The following is a 20887-nucleotide window of genomic DNA, read 5'->3' as shown; positions in this document are numbered from 1 at the left end:
AGCCAAAATACAAATTCATCACCGCTCCCTGAAGGCGCGCGACATGCTGTCGACCACCGGCTTGGAGAGATATTCGAAAAAGGTGCGTTCGGACGTCTGGATCAAAACATCCGCGGGCATGCCAGGTACGGGCTTGAAGCCCGGAATGCGTTTGATCTCGTCACTCGGGATCTGGACGCGAACAACATAGACGTCGCGCTGGGTCGAACCGGAATTGTCCTCGATCGAGTCGGCTGAGACGTAGAATACCTTACCGTTCAGCACCGGTGTCGTGCGCCGGTTGAGGGACGACAGGCGGATGGAGGCGGATTCGCCTTCGCGCAACTGGTCGATGGAGGTGCGCAGCACCTGTGCCTCGATGATCAAAGGCACGTTGTTCGGCAATATCTCCATGATCGGCTTGCCCGTCGTGATAACACCGCCGGCGGTATGATAGTAGGAACGGATGACCGTGCCGCTGACCGGTGAGCGGATGACGGTGCGGTCGAGCACGCCCGCAGCCTCACGCACCTGCTCGCGCACGCTGTCCAAATCGGATTCGGCCGTTTCCAACGCGTCGAGCGCTGCCTGCTTGTTGGTGTTGATGGCAATGATCGCTTCCTGGCGGTACTTGGCGACCTGGGCTTCGTTCTCGTTCAACTCAGCATCGATGCGGGCAAGGTCGCCCATGGCATCGGCGACCGCGCGCTGCACGGCCAGAAGGTCGGAACGCCTGACAACGCCGATATTCGCAAGCTTCTCTTTCGATGCCTGTTCATCGGTCAAAAGGCCGAGCTGCGTCACGAAGGCCTGCCGCTGGCCCTGATATCCCTGGGTGCGATATTCGAGCGAACGGATGTTCTTTTCGATAAGGTTGAGCTGTTCCTGCAGCTTGGATTGTTTGCTGTGAAAAACCACAACCTGGCTTTGGATCAGAGAGGTCACATCGGGATCGTCGGCCTCCGCCGTGACGATATCGGGGACCTTGAACTCTTCATTGCCCTGGGCCTCGGCTTTCAAACGGGCGACCACAGTTTCCAACCGCAGCCGTCTCAGTTTCAGCGCCCGATCATTGGCGAGAGCCGCCGTCGGATCGAGGGTCAGCAGGATATCCCCCTCCTGCACGACCTGTCCTTCGCTCACCATCAGCTCCTTGATAATGCCGCCCTCGAGATGCTGAACGATCTTATTGTTGCCGGTCGCGACGAAACTGCCTTGAGCGATGACGGCCGAAGCGATCGGCGCGGTGGCGGCCCAATAGCCGAAGCCGCCGAAAGAAGCGAACAGGATTGCCAGACCCGAGACGCTGTAGAGCCTGATCGACCGCGGCACCTCGCTATACCATTCGAGTTGCCCCTGTTCGTTGTCTTCTTTTTTCTTATTCTTGTTTCTCCCGAACATGGCGCTCACCCTTCGATCCTTGCCGGTGGCCGATTGCCGATTTCATTGCTGGGCTTGTTGCTGAGCGTTTTCAGTACCTCGGTACGCTCTCCGAACAGCGCCACCGAGCCGTCCTTCAGAACCAGGATCTTATCGACGCATTGCAGCAGGGCAGGGCGCTGGGTGATCGTCACCGTGGTGATGCCCTGTTTTTTGGCGTGGATGAGCGCCCGGGCCAGCGCCGCCTCGCCGGCGGTGTCGAGATTGGAATTCGGCTCGTCGAGAACGACGAATTTCGGATTGCCGAAGAAGGCACGGGCAAGCGCGATACGCTGCTTCTGGCCGCCGGAAAGCGGCGCGCCATCGGCGGCAACCACCGTCTCATAGCCCTGCGGAAAAGTCGCGATCAGCTCATGCACGTCAGCAAGGACGGCCGCCTCGTAAATCAGCCGGTCTTCGACGTCGTCGCGCATGCGGCAGATATTGGCTTTGATCGTACCCGGAAAGAGCTGCACGTCCTGAGGCAGGTAGCCGATGCTCTCGCCGAATTGCCGCTGATCCCAGTTGCGCAGATCCATCAGATCGAGCCGCACATTACCGGAGGTCGGCAGGATCGAGCCCACCAGCATCTTGCCGAGCGTCGTCTTGCCGGACCCGGAATTGCCGATGACGGCAAGCGATTCCCCCTTCTTCAAGGAAAAGGAGATGCCGTTCAAAACGACCCGCTTCTGCGGCGGCGGGACGAAGAGAATGCGCTCGACATCAAGTCGTCCTTCCGGATTGGGCAGGCGCAGCCGCGGGAAGTTCAGCGGCGAATTCAGCAATAGCTGCTTGATGCGGCCGTATGCGGCGCGGGAATGATTGAACTGATTCCAGCCCTCGATCGCCCCTTCGACTGGCGCCAATGCTCGGCCGGAGATGATCGAGGCCGCAATCACCATGCCGCCGGTCAACTGGCCGGAGAGCGAGAGATGCGCGCCCCAGCCGAGAAGGGTGACCTGGGTGATCAGGCGGCAAGCCTTGGTGAGACCGGAAAAGACGATATTGCGGTCCTGGGCGGCCACCTGCGATTTCAACGATCCAGCAGTTTCACGGCCCCACATCTTCACGGCTTCAGGGATCATCGCCAGGGCATTGATGATCTGCGAATTGCGCGCCATGGAATCCAAATGGAAATTGGCGCGAGTAACGAAGGCGTTGGCTTCGGCAAACTGTTTCGCCGTCATCTTTTGATTGAGATAGGCGATTACGAACAGGACGGCGCAGCACGTCATGACGATCACGCCAAGATGCGGATGCACGAGATAGACAACGACGACGAAGAGCGGCATCAATGGCGCGTCGAGGAAGGCAAGCAGCGTGCCCGAGGTCAAAAAGGACCGGAGTAGCTGCAGATCGGCAAGCGTCTGGTAGTCGCGGCCGTTGCCGTTCAAGGACGCACGGGCAGCCGCGCTCAGGATCGGCGCGCCGAGCTGCACTTCCAATTCGACGGCCGTGCGCATCAGGATGAAACGGCGCACGGAATCCATGATGACCTGCAGGAGGATGGCGCCGACGACAGCGATGGTGAGCATGACCAGCGTATCGATCGAGCGGCTGGTCAGAACGCGGTCGGAAATCTGGAACAGATAGATCGGGATTGCCAGCACCAGAACGTTGATGGCCAGGGTGAAGATCATGACGATCAGCATGTTGCGCTGAACGACCGAAATACCCTTGCGCAGGCTGGCGGCGAAATTGATCGGCTGGGCGCTGCGTTTGTGGAAGATGCCGCCGTCATTGCCTCCGCCACCTCCGCCTTTGCCGCTCTCGTTATTGCCACCGTGACCGCCACCGCCGGCAAGCGACCGGCGCTCGTTCTCACGCAACGGGCCGGAGTCGTTGTCGATCGTCCGAGGCAAAGGCTGCGATTGATTCACCTTCATCTCAGGCTTTGGCATCTCAGGCCTGGGCATTTCGGGCTTTGGCATTTCCGCTTCCGGCAGCCGGGGCGCCGGTTCGATCACAGGCTCCGGAGCGACCTCTGGAGCGGGCGATATCAGCCGCATCTCGATCTCGGTCGTCGACGTGGCGACCCCTTCATCAACCTTCGTCACAACGGAAAACTCCGCGGGTGCAGGAACGGTCTCAGTCTCCACGGCAGCCACAGTCGTCACGTCCAGTATCGGCGGCTGGGGAGGAAGGGGGGAGGGAACCACGGCGGCCTTAGGCTCGCGCCGCAACCGTTTCAGGCTTTCCACAGCGTCTTCTATCGCCGCCATATAGGAGGCGGTGTCGCGCTCGGCCGTCCGCTCCTCCTCGCCCGACGCCAGCGACGTGAGGTGCAATGTCCGGCTTTCCGCCATGCTCAGCTTTGAAATCTGGTTCATCAGGAGCATCCCCTATGTCTCTGGCTAAGTGATGGTCTGCATGACGTCGCCGACAGGGCCGTTGTGCCAAGACATGTCGTGGCCGAGATCGATGGTTTCATTCTGCGCGGGCTGTTGATCGTGATCACCGAGGAAAGCGATCGCTTCATTGGCCAGCGGTTGGCTTTGCTGGTTTGCATTGGTCGTATTGGTCTGATCGTGATCGACCAGGCCGCCTTGGATGAGGACGGTATCGGAATAAAGATTGCCGGCGAGATAGGTCGTATGACCGACGCTGTCGTAATCGGTAATATTGGCGATATTGACCAGGGCATTGCTGCCGGTGTCGATCGATACCGTGGCGTTCTGATTGTTCGCCACCACATCGCTTGCGACTTGATGCACGATATCGGAATCGCCGACGATATTGATCTGCTTGATGACGTTGACGTCGAAGAAGTTGCCGGTGATGTAAAGAACATTCAGCGCCTCGTGACCGGCGAAGTTGGAGTCGTGGGCAAGCCCGTCCGGTATCTCGTCGGTGTGGTCCTGGATATTCTTGACCGTGTCGTTGATGAAATCGGGCATCGTCGTGAAACGATCGGACAGCCCGACATTGTTGATCGAGGCGAGGTTCCAGAGCAGGTTGCCGCCGGTCTGAACATGTTCGCCGCCTTGAAGGGTCGACACCACGTCATTGTCGTAGAGCACCGAGATCTGGCTGATCGAATTGATGTCGAACGCGTGGCCGCCGACGATCATCAGATCGTACTGCATGCCAAGACTGAAAAAGGAGGCAAGGTCGACCAATGTATTGCCGCCGGTCAGCAGCGTCGTCTCGGCGCCGGTGGTCGTCACCCGCATCGTGTCGTTGTCGGAGAGGAAATTATATTGCTCCGTCCAGTGCAGGAACGAGACGTCGCCCTCGATGACGCTGACGCGCCAGAAGCTCGGGAAAACCGGATTGCCGTCGTCGGTATGGTCTGATGTCGAGCTCACCTGAAACTGGGTGTGCTCGAAAACCGCGATATTCCTGCCGATCGTCAAGGCGCTTTGCGAAGACTGGTCGTTATCGCCTGAGGTGCAATCGACTTTATCGTTGTCGCTGTAAACATAGCTCTGTGAGATCGCGTCGATGGAATGATAGTCGCCCATCACTGCCATCACATGCGCGATCACATTTGTGTCGATGATGTTGACGAGGTTTGCGACGACATTGCCGCCGGCCTCGATGTTGAGGGAGTTCGGCCCTAGTCCCGTCTGATGAACGGTTTCATCCGTTCCTTCGATCACCGCTTTTTGCGCGGCAAGGCCGCGATCGGGCATGGAATCTTCGAGATCCGGGACGCTGCTGACCTGCTCACCGTTGACAAAGATGCCGTCGAGCTGATTGCCGGCAATCGCAAAGTAATGGCTGCCGTCGGGGCCTTGTATGTCGGTGCCGCCGTTCGCCTCGATGGTTTTGATAAATGCGTGCAGATCGTCGCTGAGCTTCATCATCCCCTCGGTGCTCTCCGTCCGCTGGAGGGAGTCAAGGGGCGATAGTTCCTCGGCTTTCACCGTCGCTTGGCCCAGCCAATCGTAGACATCGGAGACATCGCGAACGAGATGATGGGAAGAATTCGTCATGTCCAGCACGTCGTCATCGCGCAAGACATTGGCCTGCACCACATGAGCGGTCTCCGAACCCGGCCCTACGTGGACGTCGAGTTTATACGGCAGAGCAGCAGGCTGGAATTGGATGTCGGAGGGGCGGTGGACGACAGGGATCTCCACCGGCACAACGCCATCGGGACCGTTTATGCGCACATGGTAGGGATCATCATGCAGGCGTACATAGCCATAACGGAAGTCGTAAGGCGAGGAGATGTATTTCACGTCGGGAGCGTAGTCGACCATCGTCAGCCCCGATGCAAAGTCGTCCTTTGCCAGGGTCGGGTCTGTCTGTTCCGACGGACTGTCCTCCGTCGATGTCCCATCCGTGTAGCCCAGCCGCAGACGCAGATCCTCGATCTGCGTGTCGAAGAGCCCGATAAAGTGGGCTATGATCTCCGATATTTTTTCCGCGTGCATGACGAACCCCCAATTTTCGGAAACGCCTGGTCTATCCGAACCGAAGCCGTCGCTACCGACGGCTGTCATTTCAGCGAAATCCAGGTTCAAGCCACATATGTGCGCCGGCCGGTCCTCCGGACGGCGCACAAAAGGCGTGGCTCTCGCTTCGAAATCAGGTGTCGCCAGTTGTCACGTGATGATCGCCGCCGACAACGGCAATATCCGCAGAGTTGGTGAGCAGGTTCGCCCCCTGTACCACTTCCTGATGGAAGCCGGAGTTGGCGATGATAGCGGAAGAATCCGCCGACGCCGTACCGGTCATGTCGTGGCCCACGCTCGGCACCCCGTTCCAATTCAGGGTCGGGTCGAGATCGAGGCCATCCGCATGGGAATGACCACCGTCTGCTGTCAGGTTAATGCTGGCATCCTGGTTCTGCATCCGCAGATCATAGGCCTGATCCTGGTCGGCGAGATTGTTGGCCTGAACCAGGCTAAAGCCTGTATCATTGCCACCGCCGCCCAGCGCATTGTTGAGCACGCCATCGATATTGAGGTTGAAGGAGTAATCGTCTCCGAGATTGAAGGTCAGATCGCCACCGGCTACGCCGAGATTTCCGACATCATGGACATCCTTGATCGTTCCAAAATCGTAATCGGAATGAGTGCTGGAGTCGCTGTAGTTGTCGCGATTGTCACCGTTGTTGTTGGCTTCGGTGTGGACGTCGGTATCCGTCTTGGTAATGGCCTTGTAGTCATAATCGTAACTGTTGTCGCGATTATCGCCATTATCCTTGATGTTAATGTCCGTATCCGTGTCGGTCTTGGTGATTACCTTATTGTCGTAATCCCAGTTATAGCTGTTATCACGATTGTCGCCGTTGTTGGTGTTGTCGCGATTGTCGCCGTTGTTTTTGACGTCGACATCCGTATCGGTGGTGTTGGTATTGTTGCTGTTATTGGTGTTGGCGACGCCGACAAGACCGGTCGAACCGTCATCCACTTCCGTCGAATTGACGGCGCTGGTCGCGAGACCATCCGCCAACGCGCCAACTTTCAGGTCGTCATCGGCGCTGATGTTGGCGATATCAAAATCAGGAGACATCATACATTTCCTCCAAATGAGGAGGCCGTCTCGGGGAATCCCTCTCATCTAAACGGGATTGACTCGTGGCGGCCCCAACTCTGTTAACGTTGCGGCAGGTGTACGCACTACAGGACTACCGTCAAAACCGGCCTGTTGGTTCAGACCTGGCCTCTTGGGATTTGCAGCTACGCAAAACAAAGTACGCAAATCCGCCCTGGCGCTCAGTTAGAGCGTCCAACGCCTTCTGCTTTCTGTTGTCTCTAAGAAGTTAGGGGAGGAGGAGGTTGTCCGGGACGCGAGACAAAGGACCGGAATGCCATTTTCCCCAAGCTCCGCGGTTGGTGCGGAACAGTGGGACTTTGACCGAAAACAACACAAGCTCATAGATACCAATTCGGGCTACCGCCCTGTTTCGGTTTCGTAAATCGGATTTCATCCGATGAGTGCGCAGGATTTAAAGCGCTGTTGTCACTCGTCTTTTCCAGATTTTGTGAGCTATCGACCGCCTGATTGGCATCAATGAGCGTTACCGTTCGCTTACGCAGTCTTAATCCGTCCGACTTAAGGGATCAGAAATTGTGGCGGTGCATCCAAGTAATATATTTCAAAAATCTAACTAAGTCTGCGGTCGTTGCAAAAACGGACCACGTCAATGAAATTTCAAATTGTAATAAAAAGTATATCGACGCTTACTATGCTTTAAGCCAGTCTTCGGCTCACCCGAGTCGGTCTACCGATTTCGGTCGATTTGGGCTATTGTCAGTCGCCAGGTGACCTCCACCTTAGGTTAGCTGATTAAACAGAAATGCCCGGAAATGTGCAAAACTGAGCACAAATACGGCACCCAATTTGGCCAAATTCCCACATTTGTGATAATTTTTAAAGTTTTTGCGGCAAAACTAACCCCTTTGGGCAATTTCCAAGTACGATCGCATGGATTAATATAGTTTTATATTAATTAAGAAGACTGCATAAACAGTCCTATCAGGGCACCGTGCTCATAAAAAACATTCCGGCAAAAAGCGGGTTAACACACATGGCTGCGAGCTTTGGGGGATGCACAAATGTACATCGCAAGCGTAAGAACAGGGGATGCTGAGGACAATCATAACATCATAAACTTGAGAGAGACTATCGTCGTACTGGCGGATGCCGATCTCTTTTCTGAATGCCTGGTGCAGACTTTAGGCACCAGATTTGCAGCATATGACATCATTAGCATTACCGACCCGAAGGCACTTCAGGGCAAAGTTCTGGAGGGCGTTAAACTGATCCTGCTGTATCATCTTCAATCTGAGGAAATGCAGGACACTTTACATGCAATAAGGGCGAATTCGCCCGGAATATCGATCGGGCTGGTCGTTGAAACGATCGATCTGCACGATCCATACGTGGCCAGACTTGTCGAAGGACGGAATATACACGGCGTTCTGCCGCTCAATCTGCGCCTCGACGTGTTCATGGCAGCGATCGACCTGCTGATGAAAGGTGGCGAACACTTCCCCTCGGCGCTTCTACGCCGGCTCTCTGGGGACACGCCGCATCTCAGTCAGCCGCTCTATCAGGCACAGACGCGTTTTGCCACGAGCCATAGACCCTATGAGGATGCTATCGCCATGCGCAACGGCAGTCTGCAGGCACTGACCACGCGCGAGGTCCAAATATTGGATCTCATCTGCAAGGGGACACAGAACAAGATCATAGCGGACCAGCTCAGCCTGTCCGAAAATACGGTCAAGGTTCACGTCCGCAACATCTACAAGAAAATGAATGTCCGCAATCGAACGGAAGCGGCCTCACGCTTCTTCAATTCGGACAACGGGCTGGATCGGGATCCATCGCGTCGCTGGAGAAACTGATCCACGGATAGGAATTGAGAGGGGACGGCCGTTCGCGACATCGTGGGCGGCCGTTTTCTGTCTTCACCGGTTCCGGGCCGAAATATCTTATCGCTCGAAACGAAGGCCCGACCCAGGCCGCCCCGTATTTCCACTGCCGTTGCGTTAATCCCGCCGCTTAGGTCACTCCTGAAAGCGGACTATATTCCATGCACGACGCAGCCAATATCTCACCTGTGAAATAGCTATTTAGTATAGTTTGCCTAATCATTCATCAGATTTCCGTTGACGTAGCGTAAAGTAGTTTTATCATTGTCTCATTCACCAAGTTAACGTCCGATTCTATACTGGTGAAAATTGTAAATATGCACGAATTGTTACTGTAAATAAATTTACGTTACTCTTCTCAATCAATATCTTTTAAGTACAGCATGCGGCCTATAGGAGCCGTTAGTTGATACGGGGAGGGAGGTGTAGTGCGTAGATTTGTTCCCATGGATGGCGGTCCTTTCTCCTCAAAAGGGTTGCCATCCACCCTTACACATCAAGCTGAAACGGCTCTTGTCAGCGGCGCAACACCGCCACCCTCTCTTTCGTTCTGAAGGTGACACGATGAGCAAGATCCCTGCCGTCAAAGCCGCTGTAATCCACGCCATGCTTCAGCCTTCCATCGAACCCGCCGATATTGGTCCGGCGACGGAGCGGGTGTTCGAAGGCAGGATGCGCTTTGCCAATCTGATCGGCATCACCGTCTGGACGGCAACCATGACCTTCTTCTGGCTGTGGTGGCTGCGCAGCGATCACATCATCGGCTGGCCATCCTATCTGCTGGTGACGCTCGTTCTTGCCTGGATCACCGGCTTGCCGGCCTATTTCATCGTCATCGTCCATGATGCGCGGCGGATGCCGCAAGCCGGCGGACCGTTGCCAGCAGGGCGCATCGCCATGGTCGTTACCAGAGCATCATCCGACCTTCTTTCCCTCGTGCAAACGACGTTGCGGGCAATGCTCGATCAAACGGGCTGCGATTTCGATGTCTGGTTGGCGGAGGAAAAACCCAGCCTGGAAATGATGAAATGGTGCATGGAACACGGCGTCTTCACCTCCACGACGCGCGGGAGCGCCGGGGCTGACGCTCGCGATCCTTCGCCGCATTGCAAGCAAGGCAATCTCAGATCTTTCTACGATCACTTCGGCTATGAAAGATATGATTTCGTCGTGCAAATCGATGCCGGCCATGTGCCCGACAGGACCTATCTCCGCGAAATGATTCGGCCATTCCGCGATCCCTCCATTGGCTATGTGTCGGCACCAAGTATCTCAGACGCCGATGCGGCATCGAGCTGGGCGGCGAGGGGCAGGCTCTCTGCCGACGCTGGCATTCAGGGGGTGCTGCAGTCCGGCTACAACAATGGCTGGGCACCGCTCTGCACGGGCACGCACTATGCTGTGCGCACCGCGGCTTTGAAAGAAATCGGTGGCCCCGGGCCGGAACCGGCGGAAGATCTTTCGACGACACTGGCGATGAATGCCAGCGGCTGGCGCGGTACCCATGCGCTGGATGCGATCGCCCATGGCGACGGTCCGGCGACCTTCGCAGATCTCATGATGCAGGAATTTGACCGGTCGCGCAGCCGAATGACCACCCTGTTGCGGTATTCGCCGGCCTATATGCCGAAACTGCCTGGATGGTTGAAATTCCAGTTGTTATTCTCCGAGCTTTGGTATCCGCTGTTTTCCTTGGGCTTGGCTATCATCTTCATGCTGCCGATCGTCGCGCTTCTGACCGGCCACAGCTTTGCCGATGTCACCTATCCCGCTTTCCTGCTGCATTTCCTGCCGATCGCTGGCGCGATGATCGCGATCGCTTTCATCTGGCGCGCCACCGGTGCATTCCGACCCGCCGATGCCAGGATCATAAGCTGGGAGAGCATGGCATTTCTGCTCCTGCGCTGGCCCTGGTCGCTGATGGGCTGCGCAGCCGCAATTCGCGATCGTCTCACGCGTTCTCCGAGCGATTCCCGCGTCGCGCCCGAGAGGATCGCAGAAGCACGTGCGCTGCCGCTTCGCGTCTTGGCGCCCTATATCGCGATCAGCCTTGCTTCCGCGCTGGCGATGGTCTTTGCTGCGGATCGGGAGGCTGCCCAAGGCCTCTTTATCTTTGCCGCGATCAATACGTTGATCTATGCGGCACTGATCGGTCTGATCATCGCCCGGCATAGAACGGAAAGCGTGCCTCCCCGTTAAGCGCTCGCCTAACCCCGCGAGCCTGCGACATCTTTGCGACACCTCCTGCGACATTTTTGACGATCTGCACAAGATCGTGCCTTGGCCCCTTGTATCGCATGCTCACTTACTATACGTGACAGCATTATAAGGTTGCTTATGAATAGCAGGCTTCTTATCCCATGAATTCGACACCAACTCTCGGCTTTCTCCTGCATGACGTTGCCCGGCTTCTTCGGAAGCGGTTCGAGCAGCGTGCGAAAGATATGGGACTGACGCGTTCGCAGTGGCAAACGCTCGCCTATCTCTCGAACAATGAAGGGATCCACCAGGCGGGTCTTGCCGAGATGTTGGAAATCGAGCCGATCACGCTGGTGCGCATCCTCGACAAGCTGGCCGAACGCGGCCTGGTCGAACGCCGCCAGCACCCGAACGATCGGCGAAGCTGGATGCTTTACATGCGCGAGGAAGCGCGGCCGTTGCTCGACACCATGCGCAGCATAGGCGACCAAACCCGCAAGGAGGCCCTGGATGGGGTCTCTTCCGAAGATCATGAGCGCCTTTATCAGTTGCTCACCCTTATGAAATCGAACCTGGTCCAGGCCTGCCGCGCAACGGTGGGCGACAAAGAGACAAATCATGGCTGACGCATCTTCTTCGCTTCGCGTTCCCGCAAACGTGAACTCCGCCAACGAACAGACCGCAATCGAGCAGAACCAAGCCGCAGTCGCCGAGGCGCCGTCTTCCAATCCCGCTCCGGCGCCCGCCGCTGCCGGCACCGCCGCTCCGGTTGCTCCTCCCGAAAAGCCGCGCAAGCGCCGCAGCCCGACGCGGCCGATCCTCTTCGCGCTGCTGCCGGTCGCCCTTGTCATCGGCGGCTATTACTACGTCACCGGCGGGCAGATAATGTCCACCGACAATGCTTATATTCAGGCCGATATGGTCGGTGTTTCCACCGACGTTTCCGGCACGGTGATTTCGGTCGACGTGCATGAAAACGAGGTGGTGAAGAAGGGGCAGGTGCTCTTCCGCCTGAAGCCCGACTCCTTCCGTATTGCGCTGGAAGGCGCTGAGGCGCAGCTTGGCAATGCCCGCAACCAGATCCTGAACCTGCAGGCTAGCTACAAGCAATCCCTGGCGGAAATCGCCCAGGCGCAGGCCGATATTCCCTATTTCCAGACCGAATACGACCGCCAGCAGAACCTGATCAATAGCTCGGTCGCCTCCAAGGCCGCCTATGATCAGGCCAAGCACAATCTCGATGCGGCACAGCAAAAGGTCTCCGTCGCCCAGGCGCAGGCTGCAACCACGCTCGCGCAGCTCGGCGGCAATGCCGACCAGCCGGTGGAGCAGAATCCGGTTTACCTGCAGGCCAAGGCCGCCGTCGACAATGCGCAGCGTGAGCTTGACGACACGGTCGTGCGTGCACCCTTCGACGGTATTACCGCCAATGTTCCGTCGCTCCAGGTCGGCACCTATCTGACGGCCGCACAGCAGGGCTTCTCGCTGGTCTCCACCACCCATATGTGGATCAATGCCAGCCCGAAGGAAACCGAGCTCACGCATGTCCGGCCCGGTCAGAAGGTCTCGATCTCGGTCGATGCCTATCCGGGCGTGACCTGGAAGGGCACCGTCGCCAGCATCTCGCCGGCCTCGGGCGCGAGCTTCTCGCTGCTGCCGGCGCAGAACACCACCGGCAACTGGGTCAAGGTCGTACAGCGGATTCCGATGATCATCAGCATCGACGACATGCAGGGCAAGCCGCCGCTGCGCGTCGGCATGAGTGTCGTCGCCGATGTCGATACCGGCCATGCCCGTGGCCTGCCGGACTTCGTTGCAAACCTGTTGGGCCAATCCCACGGTCAGGACCATGAGTAACGCTGCTGCTGCTTCACCCTCCGGCCCAATCGCCAATCGCGGTGCCATTACCGCCTGCGTCATCCTGGCGGTCATCATGCAGGCGCTGGACACCACCATCGCCAACGTCGCTCTGCCCCATATCCAGGGTGACGTTTCAGCGAGCGCCGATCAAATCAACTGGGTTCTGACATCTTATATCGTCGCCGCCGCCATCATGACGCCGCCGTCGGGTTTTCTCTCGGCAAAATTCGGCCGCAAGCGCGTGTTGCTGGTGGCGATCGCCGGCTTCGTCGTCGCTTCCGTTCTCTGCGGCCTGGCGCAATCATTGAACCAGATCGTCGGCTTCCGCCTGCTGCAGGGCCTGTTCGGCGCGGCGCTCGTACCGCTGTCGCAGGGCATTCTTCTCGACATCTACAATGTCGAAGAGCGCGGCAAGGCCATGGCATTGTTCGGTGTCTCGGTCATGGTCGGTCCGGTGCTGGGACCGGTCATCGGCGGCTGGCTGACGGACAATATGAGCTGGCGCTGGGTGTTCTATATCAATGTGCCGATCGGCGCGCTCGCCTTTGCCGGCATCGTCATCTACGTGACGGAAACCAAGCTCGACGCGCTCGCCAAGCTCGATCTCTTCGGCTTCAGCATGCTGTCGATCGCCATTGCCGCCCTGCAGCTTTTCCTCGATCGCGGCGAGCAGCTCGATTGGTTCTATTCAGGCGAAATCATCATCGAGGCTCTGGTTTGCGTCTGCGCCTTCTATCTCTTCCTGGTGCACACGTTCACGGCGGAACGGTCCTTCGTGAATCCGCGATTGTTCCTGGACCAGAATTTTGCCGTCAGCATGCTGTTCATCTTCGTCGTCGGCGTCACCTATCTGGCCTCGCTTGCGCTGATGACGCCCTATCTGCAGACGCTGATGGGCTACCCGGTCGTCACTGCCGGCATCGTCATGGGTCCGCGCGGGCTCGGCACGATGCTGTGCATGTTCGTCGTCGGGCGGCTGATCGGCAAGGTGGATACGCGCTGGCTGCTGTTCTTTGGCCTCGCCCTGACCGCCTGGGCGATGTACGACATGACCGGCTGGACGCCAGATGTTTCGCAATGGACGCTGATTTCAGTCGGTTTCGTCCAGGGGGCGGGGCTCGGCTTCCTGTTCGTGCCGTTAACGACGATCGCCTTTGCGACGCTGCCTGCGCAGATGCGCGGCGAGGGTACCGGCCTCTACAACCTCTCGCGTAACATCGGCTCGAGCGTCGGCATCTCTGTCGTCTCGGCGCTGATCACCGAAAATACCCAGGTCAACCACTCGACTATCGCCGCCTATGTGACGCCGTTCAACCGCTATTTCGATGCCACGGCCGCTCAAGCCATCAGCCCCGTGACCGCTGTCGGCCGCGCAGCACTCGACGGCGTGATTACCACGCAGGCGACGATCATCGCCTATATGGACGATTTCAAACTGCTGATGCTGATGTCGATCTTCGCCATGCCGCTGCTTGTGCTGCTGCGCAAGCCCAAGGCGCCGCCGGCCGTCGACCACAGCATCGCGATGGAGTAGCTGCGTAGTCTTTCCAGTTTCACTACGCGGCAGCATGACCGCCGGGCTCCACCCCGGCGGTCTTTTTCAGAGCAATTTCAGGAAAAGTGCGCAGCGGTTTTTCGTCCGAAATTGCATGGCGCTCTAAGGAAACCGGCGGCTGACGAAGCGTGAGCCGGCGGCGCCGAAGCGCCATAGCGGATCGACATTTTTCGTAATCCCGATCCGCTTGCCTGCGACCACCGGCACCGGCTCGGCCAAGATGAACTCGAAAGGCGAGGCGTCCAGCGCCAGGCCGTTCAGGCTGATATCCACGCCCAAGGCCTGCGTCAGCTTTCCCGGGCCATTGCAGAGATCGACAAAGTCGGCAACACCGCGCCGCCGGACCATGTCCGCGATGCCGCTTTCCGGCTCCAATGCCCGGATGAGCACGGCGCTGGCGCCTTGGCAGACGAAATTCAGGCACCAGTGAATGCCGTAGGAGCGGTAGATATAGACCCGGCCCGCCGGCCCAAACATCGCCGCCGTGCGCGCCGTCGGTCCGCGAAAGCTATGGGATGCCTCATCATCCGGCCGATAGGCCTCCGTCTCGACGATTCGCCCGCCGGCACCGGCGACCATGAGGCGCGCGCCGATGAGATCGGACGCTACGGTGACCGCATCGCGGGAGAAAAAGGCGGTGAGGGCGGGGCCAGCCAAAGGCTTGGGGCCGATTGATAAGGGCTGGTCGTCAGGCGTCATGGGCGAGGGCGGTGTCCACTGGTTATTCGAAGCCGAATCTTGCGAAGCTCTCGTCTCGATAATCCCTTTCGCTGAAATCATAGCCGGACGGGATTTCATCGCATCGATCTGTATCATTTCTTTACGCGGGTTCAGAAACGAAATGTTCTCTGATAGGGAAGGGAGGTTGTGAGACTCGGACTGGAAGAAAATGGCTGCGCGGGATCGATATTCAAGAAAGCTCGAATGCTCTCAGTGTGGCAATAGCGGCTTCGCCGAGGTTTCGGAGGATGACAATCCGCGCCGTGAAAACCCCGGCTTTCTCGTGGACGAAATGCCGGCGGGCTTTTTCGACGAGCGCAAATCGAACGATCCGGCGAAATACATGATCCGCTGCCGCTGCGGCAGCGTCTTCCCATTCAAGCGCAAATCTCACTACGCGCCCGGCGGCGAGCCGAGGGCATAGGGCCCATTGCCTGGCTGCGCCAATTCGTTCGGTGCGGAGTTCAATCAGGCCGGTTGACGCTCCGGCCCGAATAGCTGTAAAGCCTGCCAACCACATTTACTGATGCAACGCGCTTCAGCGACAGGAAGAGTGTCCGAGTGGTTTAAGGAACCGGTCTTGAAAACCGGCGTGCGGGAAACCGTACCGTGGGTTCGAATCCCACCTCTTCCGCCATCTCTCTCATCTAAATATTTGGAAATTATAGAATTTTTTCGATAAGCGTTGTGACGCTTATATGTTTCTTGCACCTGCACAGCTTTCCCTTCCGTCGCCGAGCAAGCCCTTGCCAAGGCAAGTTAAAATGGCGCAGCACGCACCCGTGCCCGATAAAGATACAATCTCCCATCTTCGATAACCCCGAGCAGCGCCGGCCAGTTAGCGCTCTGTTGGATCTCCTCCAGATCGCCCAGTCTGAGCTGTCTCCGCCCTCAACCGCTTTCAGTTCTTGCCCTCACCGGCCCGTTGCAGCTTCTCCAAAACTTGGTCGAGCGAGAAACTGCCCGGCTTCTGCCGTGGCGGGAAGTCCACGTAGGTTTGCAAGTGCTGGGCCACGAAGGCCTGCGCCGGCACGAGGAGATATGTCCGGTCGAGGCGCCAGAAGTCGTATTCGCTCGCTTCATGTTCTGCGCGTTCGAAGGGATCAGCGCGCAGATCGAAAATCTTCGGCAGCCGCAAGGTGTCAAACGGCTCTTGCCACACGTCGAACCCTTCGGCCCGCTGTTCCATGAACAGAACCTTCCAGCGGTCATAGCGAATGGCGGCGAGATTTCCGTCGTCAGTCCAGAAGAAGTACTCCTTGCGCTTGCTCGGGCCGGTTCCGGCCAAGAGCTCGCGCTGATCGTAGCCGTCGAGATGGACCTTGAAGGTTTTGCCAGCCGCATCATAGCCGGTCAAAAGCTTTTGACTTACCTCGGGCTCGCCGGCAGCGGCCACGAGCGTTGGCACCCAATCTTCATGGGACACGATGTCGTTGATCTCGGTGCCTGGCTTAATGACGCCCGGCCAGCGCATCGCGCCTGGAACGCGGTAGCCGCCCTCCCAGCTTGTATTCTTCTCACCGTGGAACGGTGTGGTGCCGCCGTCCGGCCATGAGAATTCTTCTGCGCCGTTGTCGGTGGTCCACAGCACAATCGTATTGTCGGCGATGCCGAGGTCGTCGAGCTGCTTGAGAAGCTGGCCAACCATTCCGTCGAGCTCCGTCATTCCATCTGCCTCAAGGCCAAGGCCTGTCTTGCCGCTAGTCTCAGGTTTGAGGTGCGTGTGGATGTGCATGCGCGTCGAGTTGAACCAGCACAAGAACGGTTTGCCAGCCTTGTGCTGCCGGTCAACGAAGTCCATCGCAGCCGTCAGGAATTCCTCGTCGACGGTCTCCATGCGCTTCTTATTCAGCGGGCCGGTGTCCTCGATCCTCTGCTTTCCCACCCGGCCGAAGCGCGGATCCTCAGTCGGATCGTCCGTTTCGGTGGCAACGCATTTCAGCACGCCACGCGGTCCGAACTTCGCCTTGAAATCCGGGCTCTTCGGATAGTCGATATTCTCCGGCTCCTCCTCGGCATTGAGGTGATAAAGGTTGCCGAAAAACTCGTCGAAGCCGTGGACGGTAGGCAGAAACTCGTTGCGATCACCGAGGTGGTTCTTGCCGAACTGGCCGGTGGCATAGCCCTGCGGCTTGAGCAATTCGGCGAGTGTCGGGTCCTTGTCCGACAACCCTTCCTTTGCCGCCGGCAACCCGACCTTGAGCAAGCCCGTGCGGAAACAACTCTGGCCGGTGATGAAGGCGGCGCGTCCGGCTGTGCAGGATTGTTGGGCGTAGAGGTCGGTGAAGATCGCGCCCTCCTTGGCGATGCGATCGATATTGGGCGTGCGATAGCCCATCATGCCGCGATTGTAGGCGCTTATGTTCCAGTAGCCGATGTCGTCGCCGAAGATGACAAGGATGTTCGGCTTACCACCGGCTGGCTGCGCCGACGCAGTCCGGACGCCTTGCGCCGATGAGAGCGCCGCCGTGGCTGCTACGAGCGCGGTGCCGCCGAGTAAGACGGTACGCCGGCTAATGCCTTCGGGGACTTTTGTGTCTGGGCTGTTGGGATGTTCTGCCGTGTTCATGGTTTCCTCCCTCTCGCATGGTCCCAATCTCGCGGTGCACGTCCATGCGAGTAGATGAGATGCGAGAAAGACGTAAAATGGAAGTACGTTACAGTAACAACAGCTCAGACTTGGGAATACGCCGCCATGTCTGCATTGGCCGATGCAAGCAAGCTGCAGATCCTGCGTCTTTTGAGAGGATGGCAAGCCAATTACCGTCAAAAAAGCGCCAGGGCATGTCACAATCAGACCCCATCCCTTGTCATCCCCTTCGCAACACCATGTTCGAAGGAGATGACAATGACCCGGCAGCGTATCGCAATCGTCTATCATAGCGGCTATGGGCACACGGGCCGGCAGGCGGAAGCCGTGAAGGCGGGGGTTGATGAGGTCGAGGGCGTCGAGACCTTGCTGCTGACGGTGGACAAGGTGGACCGCCATTGGGATGATCTCAATGCTGCGCAGGCGATCATTTTCGGGTCGCCGACCTATATGGGCTCGGTCTCCGCGTCGTTCAAAGCGTTCCAAGAGGCAACATCGCATGCCGTTCTTGCCAAGGGTTATCTGTGGAAGGACAAGATCGCGGCCGGCTTCACCACCTCGGGGTCACGATCCGGTGACAAGCTCTCGACGTTGATGCAGATGGTGGTCTTTGCCGCACAGCACGGAATGCATTGGGTGGGTCTCGATCTTCCGCCGGCGAACTGCTCTTCGACCGGTTCCGAAGAGGATATGAAACGCCTCGGCTTCTGGCTTGGTGCCGGCGCCCAGGCGAATACGGATGAAGGCCCGGAAACCGCGCCGCCGGCATCCGATCTTGCCACGGCGCGCTATCTCGGGCGGCGTGTGGCGCTGACGACGCTGCAGTTCGTTCGCGGACGCCAAGCCGTGCCCCTCCAATACGCTCTTGCCGCCCATGAGTGAAACGCTCTCCGAAACGACCTTTTTCGAGCTGCGTCCGCGCCTCGTCCGGCTTGCCTATCGAATGCTCGGATCCGTGGCGGATGCGGAAGATATCGTGCAGGATGCTTCGCTGCGCTGGCTGGCGACCGATCGTTCATCGGTGCGTGAGCCGGCTGCGTTTCTTCGCATCATCGTCACCAGACTTTGCCTCAACGAGCTGAAATCGGCGCGTCGCCGCCGGGAGTCCTATGTGGGATCCTGGCTGCCCGAGCCCATCTTCGATCCGGAGGACGGCGATGCGGCTGATGATATCACCTTGCCCCTGATGCTGGCGCTGGAGCGTCTGTCGCCTCTGGAGCGTGCCGCCTTTCTCCTGCATGACGTGTTCGGCATGGATTTCGATGACGTTGCCTCGGCGATCGGCCGCGAAGCTCCCGCTTGCCGCAAGCTCGCAAGCCGGGCGAGGGCGCATGTTGCCGAGACCCGACCACGCTTTGCCGTCGGCAGAGAGCAGGGGCTGAAGCTTGCCACAGCCTTCTTTACGGCGTCGAGAACGGGAGACATGGCGGCTCTTCAAGCCTTGCTTTCCGAAGATGTCGTTGTCTATGCCGACGGCGGCGGCAAGGTACCGACATCGCGGCGGCCACACATCGGTCTCGCGGCCGTCATGCTGCTCCATGAGCAGTTGGCGCGAATTTTCCGCACGCAACCGTCGCAACTGATCCACTATGCCGTCATCGATGGCTTGCCAGGTTTCGTAACGGTAGAAGGCGGCAACGTCGCGCAGACGACCGCTCTACACATCGAGCAGGAAAAGATCGTTGCCATTTATTGCACGCGCAACCCGGACAAGCTGCAGCACATCATCGGCGCCATGGCTCATTAATAGTTGCACTTATCGGTCGATCGGCAACGAAACTGGCATCAAATGCGACCGCAGAAGCTGCCGCATTTCAACCATTCATTAACCATAATTTTCGGAAATACCCACATTCGCTCAAATCCGATCGCAAATTCGACAACATGCAATCATGATTAAAGTACCGTTAGGTGATTGAGGCGTAGCAGGATACCGGTTGAGGGATATGCCGGTGCATGCCTTGCCATAGTAATTTGATTAACGGCGTGGGACAGATGAAATTCGATAATCGTGCGGTGACATACGCAACGGGTATGCGTTGGTTTGCTCTCTCTCTGATGTGCGCCACCGTTACCGCCTGCGGAACCTCTCAGCAGGTTGCGACGAAGCGTCAGCATGGCAAGGAATATTTCTCCGAAAAAGAATACGGCGTTAAGGCGAGCCCGCGCGTTGCCTTCAATGGACCGATCCCGAAGGGCGGCGGTCGTTTCATGGTCGGCAATCCCTACGAGGTCAAGGGCCAATGGTATTATCCCAAGGAAGATTATGCCTATAACAAGGTCGGCATCGCCTCCTGGTACGGCTCGGCCTTTCACGGACGCCTGACCGCAAACGGCGAAGTCTATGACCAGCAGGCGCTCACCGCCGCCCATCCGACCTTTCCGCTGCCGAGCTATGCGCGCGTCACCAATGTCGAAACCGGTTCCTCCATCATCGTGCGCGTGAACGATCGCGGCCCTTATCATCCCGGCCGCATCATCGACCTTTCCAACAAGACGGCGCAGCTCCTCGATCTGCAGCATAGCGGCACCGGCGACGTGCGCGTGCAATATGTCGGCCGCGCCCGCATGGACGGCCACGACGATCCCTATCTGATGGCCTCCTACATTCCGAAGGGCTCGCGCCTGCCGAGCATCAATCCCGGCGGCCAGATCGCAACGGGCGTAATGGTCGCTTCGAATGGCCGCATTACCGCCGACCAACTGCCGGATTCGGACAATATCCGCCAGCCCAGCCGCCAGCAGCGCAGCTTCAACACCGCGAGTGCTGCGCCGGCGCTTGCGCCGATCCCGCAGCAATCGCCTTATTCGGCAACCGCCTTTGCCGGCTCCACGCCGACAGCGTCCTATAATGGCAACAAGCGCAACAATCCGCCGCCGATGACCTGGAACGGCGGCGCCATGCCGTCGGTCGATCCTGCCGAGCCAACGCTGGTCGTATTGCCTACTATTGGCCCCATTCCCTACGAGCGTCCGGATTTCGCACCGGGCATGGCGAGCCTTGATGCGCCGTCGCTCGCCTCCACGGTCGCTGCCTACCAGGAAGCACCGGTCAAGACAGTCTACGTCAATCTCGCTTTCGACGCTGTCATGGTGCGCAATGACGGGCTGACGCAGGAGTCGATCCTCTCCGCCTATCACCGTCAGCATCAAGCTCAAACGCAAGTCGAATAATCGGCGTCATTGCCTGAATCTTCACCCCTGGGCTAATATGATTTCGGGGTCGAACGG

15 protein-coding genes and 1 tRNA gene are annotated in these 20887 nt (G+C 58.2%); 10 read left to right on the top strand and 6 right to left on the bottom strand.

All coding sequences use genetic code 11. The features are described from left to right. Positions 1 to 18: 18 nt before the first annotated feature. From ACXHXG_RS28515 to ACXHXG_RS28500, 4 genes are all read right to left on the bottom strand, one after another. The gene (locus tag ACXHXG_RS28515) at positions 19 to 1380 is read right to left on the bottom strand and encodes an HlyD family type I secretion periplasmic adaptor subunit (protein ID WP_283050428.1); all 1362 of its coding nucleotides are present in this window, start codon (positions 1378 to 1380) and stop codon (positions 19 to 21) included. Between the two features lie 5 nt (positions 1381 to 1385). Beyond that, positions 1386 to 3728, bottom strand: a complete 2343-nt coding sequence (locus ACXHXG_RS28510) for a type I secretion system permease/ATPase (protein WP_457901479.1) — start codon at positions 3726 to 3728, stop codon at positions 1386 to 1388. Positions 3729 to 3752: 24 nt separating this feature from the next. Further along, positions 3753 to 5780, bottom strand: a complete 2028-nt coding sequence (locus ACXHXG_RS28505; protein ID WP_457901478.1) for a hypothetical protein — start codon at positions 5778 to 5780, stop codon at positions 3753 to 3755. A gap of 154 nt (positions 5781 to 5934) precedes the next feature. Continuing rightward, positions 5935 to 6864 carry a fibrinogen-binding protein gene (locus ACXHXG_RS28500; protein ID WP_283051241.1) on the bottom strand — a complete coding sequence of 310 codons (930 nt, stop codon included), beginning with the start codon at positions 6862 to 6864 and terminating at the stop codon, positions 5935 to 5937. Positions 6865 to 7910: 1046 nt separating this feature from the next. Between ACXHXG_RS28500 and ACXHXG_RS28495 the strand changes: the two genes are divergently transcribed. The 5 genes from ACXHXG_RS28495 (at position 7911) to ACXHXG_RS28475 (ending at position 14325) form a co-directional block, all read left to right on the top strand. Next, positions 7911 to 8705 carry a helix-turn-helix transcriptional regulator gene (locus ACXHXG_RS28495; protein WP_104823113.1) on the top strand — a complete coding sequence of 265 codons (795 nt, stop codon included), beginning with the start codon at positions 7911 to 7913 and terminating at the stop codon, positions 8703 to 8705. A 591-nt stretch (positions 8706 to 9296) separates the two neighbouring features. Then, complete coding sequence (locus ACXHXG_RS28490) at positions 9297 to 10931, top strand: glycosyltransferase (RefSeq protein WP_457901477.1); 1635 nt, start codon at positions 9297 to 9299, stop codon at positions 10929 to 10931. 161 nt (positions 10932 to 11092) lie between these two features. Further along, the gene (locus tag ACXHXG_RS28485) at positions 11093 to 11557 is read left to right on the top strand and encodes a MarR family winged helix-turn-helix transcriptional regulator (RefSeq protein WP_104823112.1); all 465 of its coding nucleotides are present in this window, start codon (positions 11093 to 11095) and stop codon (positions 11555 to 11557) included. Next, complete coding sequence (locus tag ACXHXG_RS28480; RefSeq protein WP_283050424.1) at positions 11550 to 12788, top strand: HlyD family secretion protein; 1239 nt, start codon at positions 11550 to 11552, stop codon at positions 12786 to 12788. Before ACXHXG_RS28485 ends, ACXHXG_RS28480 begins: the two co-directional genes overlap by 8 nt. Continuing rightward, complete coding sequence (locus tag ACXHXG_RS28475; RefSeq protein ID WP_457901476.1) at positions 12781 to 14325, top strand: DHA2 family efflux MFS transporter permease subunit; 1545 nt, start codon at positions 12781 to 12783, stop codon at positions 14323 to 14325. The genes ACXHXG_RS28480 and ACXHXG_RS28475 overlap by 8 nt, the downstream gene beginning before the upstream one ends. Before the next feature lie 123 nt (positions 14326 to 14448). On the opposite strand, the gene ACXHXG_RS28470 is transcribed toward ACXHXG_RS28475, so the two are convergent. Beyond that, positions 14449 to 15045 (bottom strand): DNA-3-methyladenine glycosylase, encoded by a 597-nt coding sequence (locus ACXHXG_RS28470; protein ID WP_283050420.1) that lies wholly within the window; start codon positions 15043 to 15045, stop codon positions 14449 to 14451. A gap of 190 nt (positions 15046 to 15235) precedes the next feature. On the opposite strand from ACXHXG_RS28470, the gene ACXHXG_RS28465 reads away from it, so the two are divergent. Both ACXHXG_RS28465 and ACXHXG_RS28460 read left to right on the top strand, forming a co-directional pair. Continuing rightward, a complete protein-coding gene (locus tag ACXHXG_RS28465; protein WP_104823109.1) occupies positions 15236 to 15490 on the top strand; it encodes a hypothetical protein in 255 nt (84 codons plus the stop codon). Between the two features lie 123 nt (positions 15491 to 15613). Continuing rightward, positions 15614 to 15703: transfer RNA gene (locus tag ACXHXG_RS28460), tRNA-Ser, on the top strand. Between the two features lie 264 nt (positions 15704 to 15967). Here ACXHXG_RS28460 and ACXHXG_RS28455 read toward each other — a convergent pair. Next, a complete protein-coding gene (locus ACXHXG_RS28455; RefSeq protein ID WP_104823085.1) occupies positions 15968 to 17635 on the bottom strand; it encodes an arylsulfatase in 1668 nt (555 codons plus the stop codon). A 279-nt stretch (positions 17636 to 17914) separates the two neighbouring features. Here ACXHXG_RS28455 and ACXHXG_RS28450 point away from each other — a divergent pair, with 279 nt between their 5' ends. The 3 genes from ACXHXG_RS28450 to ACXHXG_RS28440 all read left to right on the top strand — a co-directional run bounded on the left by ACXHXG_RS28450 (position 17915) and on the right by ACXHXG_RS28440 (position 20830). Next, on the top strand, positions 17915 to 18538 hold the full coding sequence (locus tag ACXHXG_RS28450) for a flavodoxin family protein (RefSeq protein WP_457901475.1): 624 nt from the start codon (positions 17915 to 17917) through the stop codon (positions 18536 to 18538). Beyond that, entirely contained in the window at positions 18531 to 19403 is an 873-nt protein-coding gene (locus ACXHXG_RS28445) for a sigma-70 family RNA polymerase sigma factor (RefSeq protein ID WP_457901474.1), read from the top strand. Before ACXHXG_RS28450 ends, ACXHXG_RS28445 begins: the two co-directional genes overlap by 8 nt. Positions 19404 to 19651: 248 nt before the next feature. Beyond that, the gene (locus ACXHXG_RS28440) at positions 19652 to 20830 is read left to right on the top strand and encodes a septal ring lytic transglycosylase RlpA family protein (protein WP_283050414.1); all 1179 of its coding nucleotides are present in this window, start codon (positions 19652 to 19654) and stop codon (positions 20828 to 20830) included. Positions 20831 to 20887: the final 57 nt, after the last annotated feature.

This window comes from Rhizobium sp. LEGMi-198b, from assembly GCF_054114205.1.
Note: the sequence above shows the minus strand (reverse complement) of the source record. Positions and strands in the feature narration are given on the sequence as shown.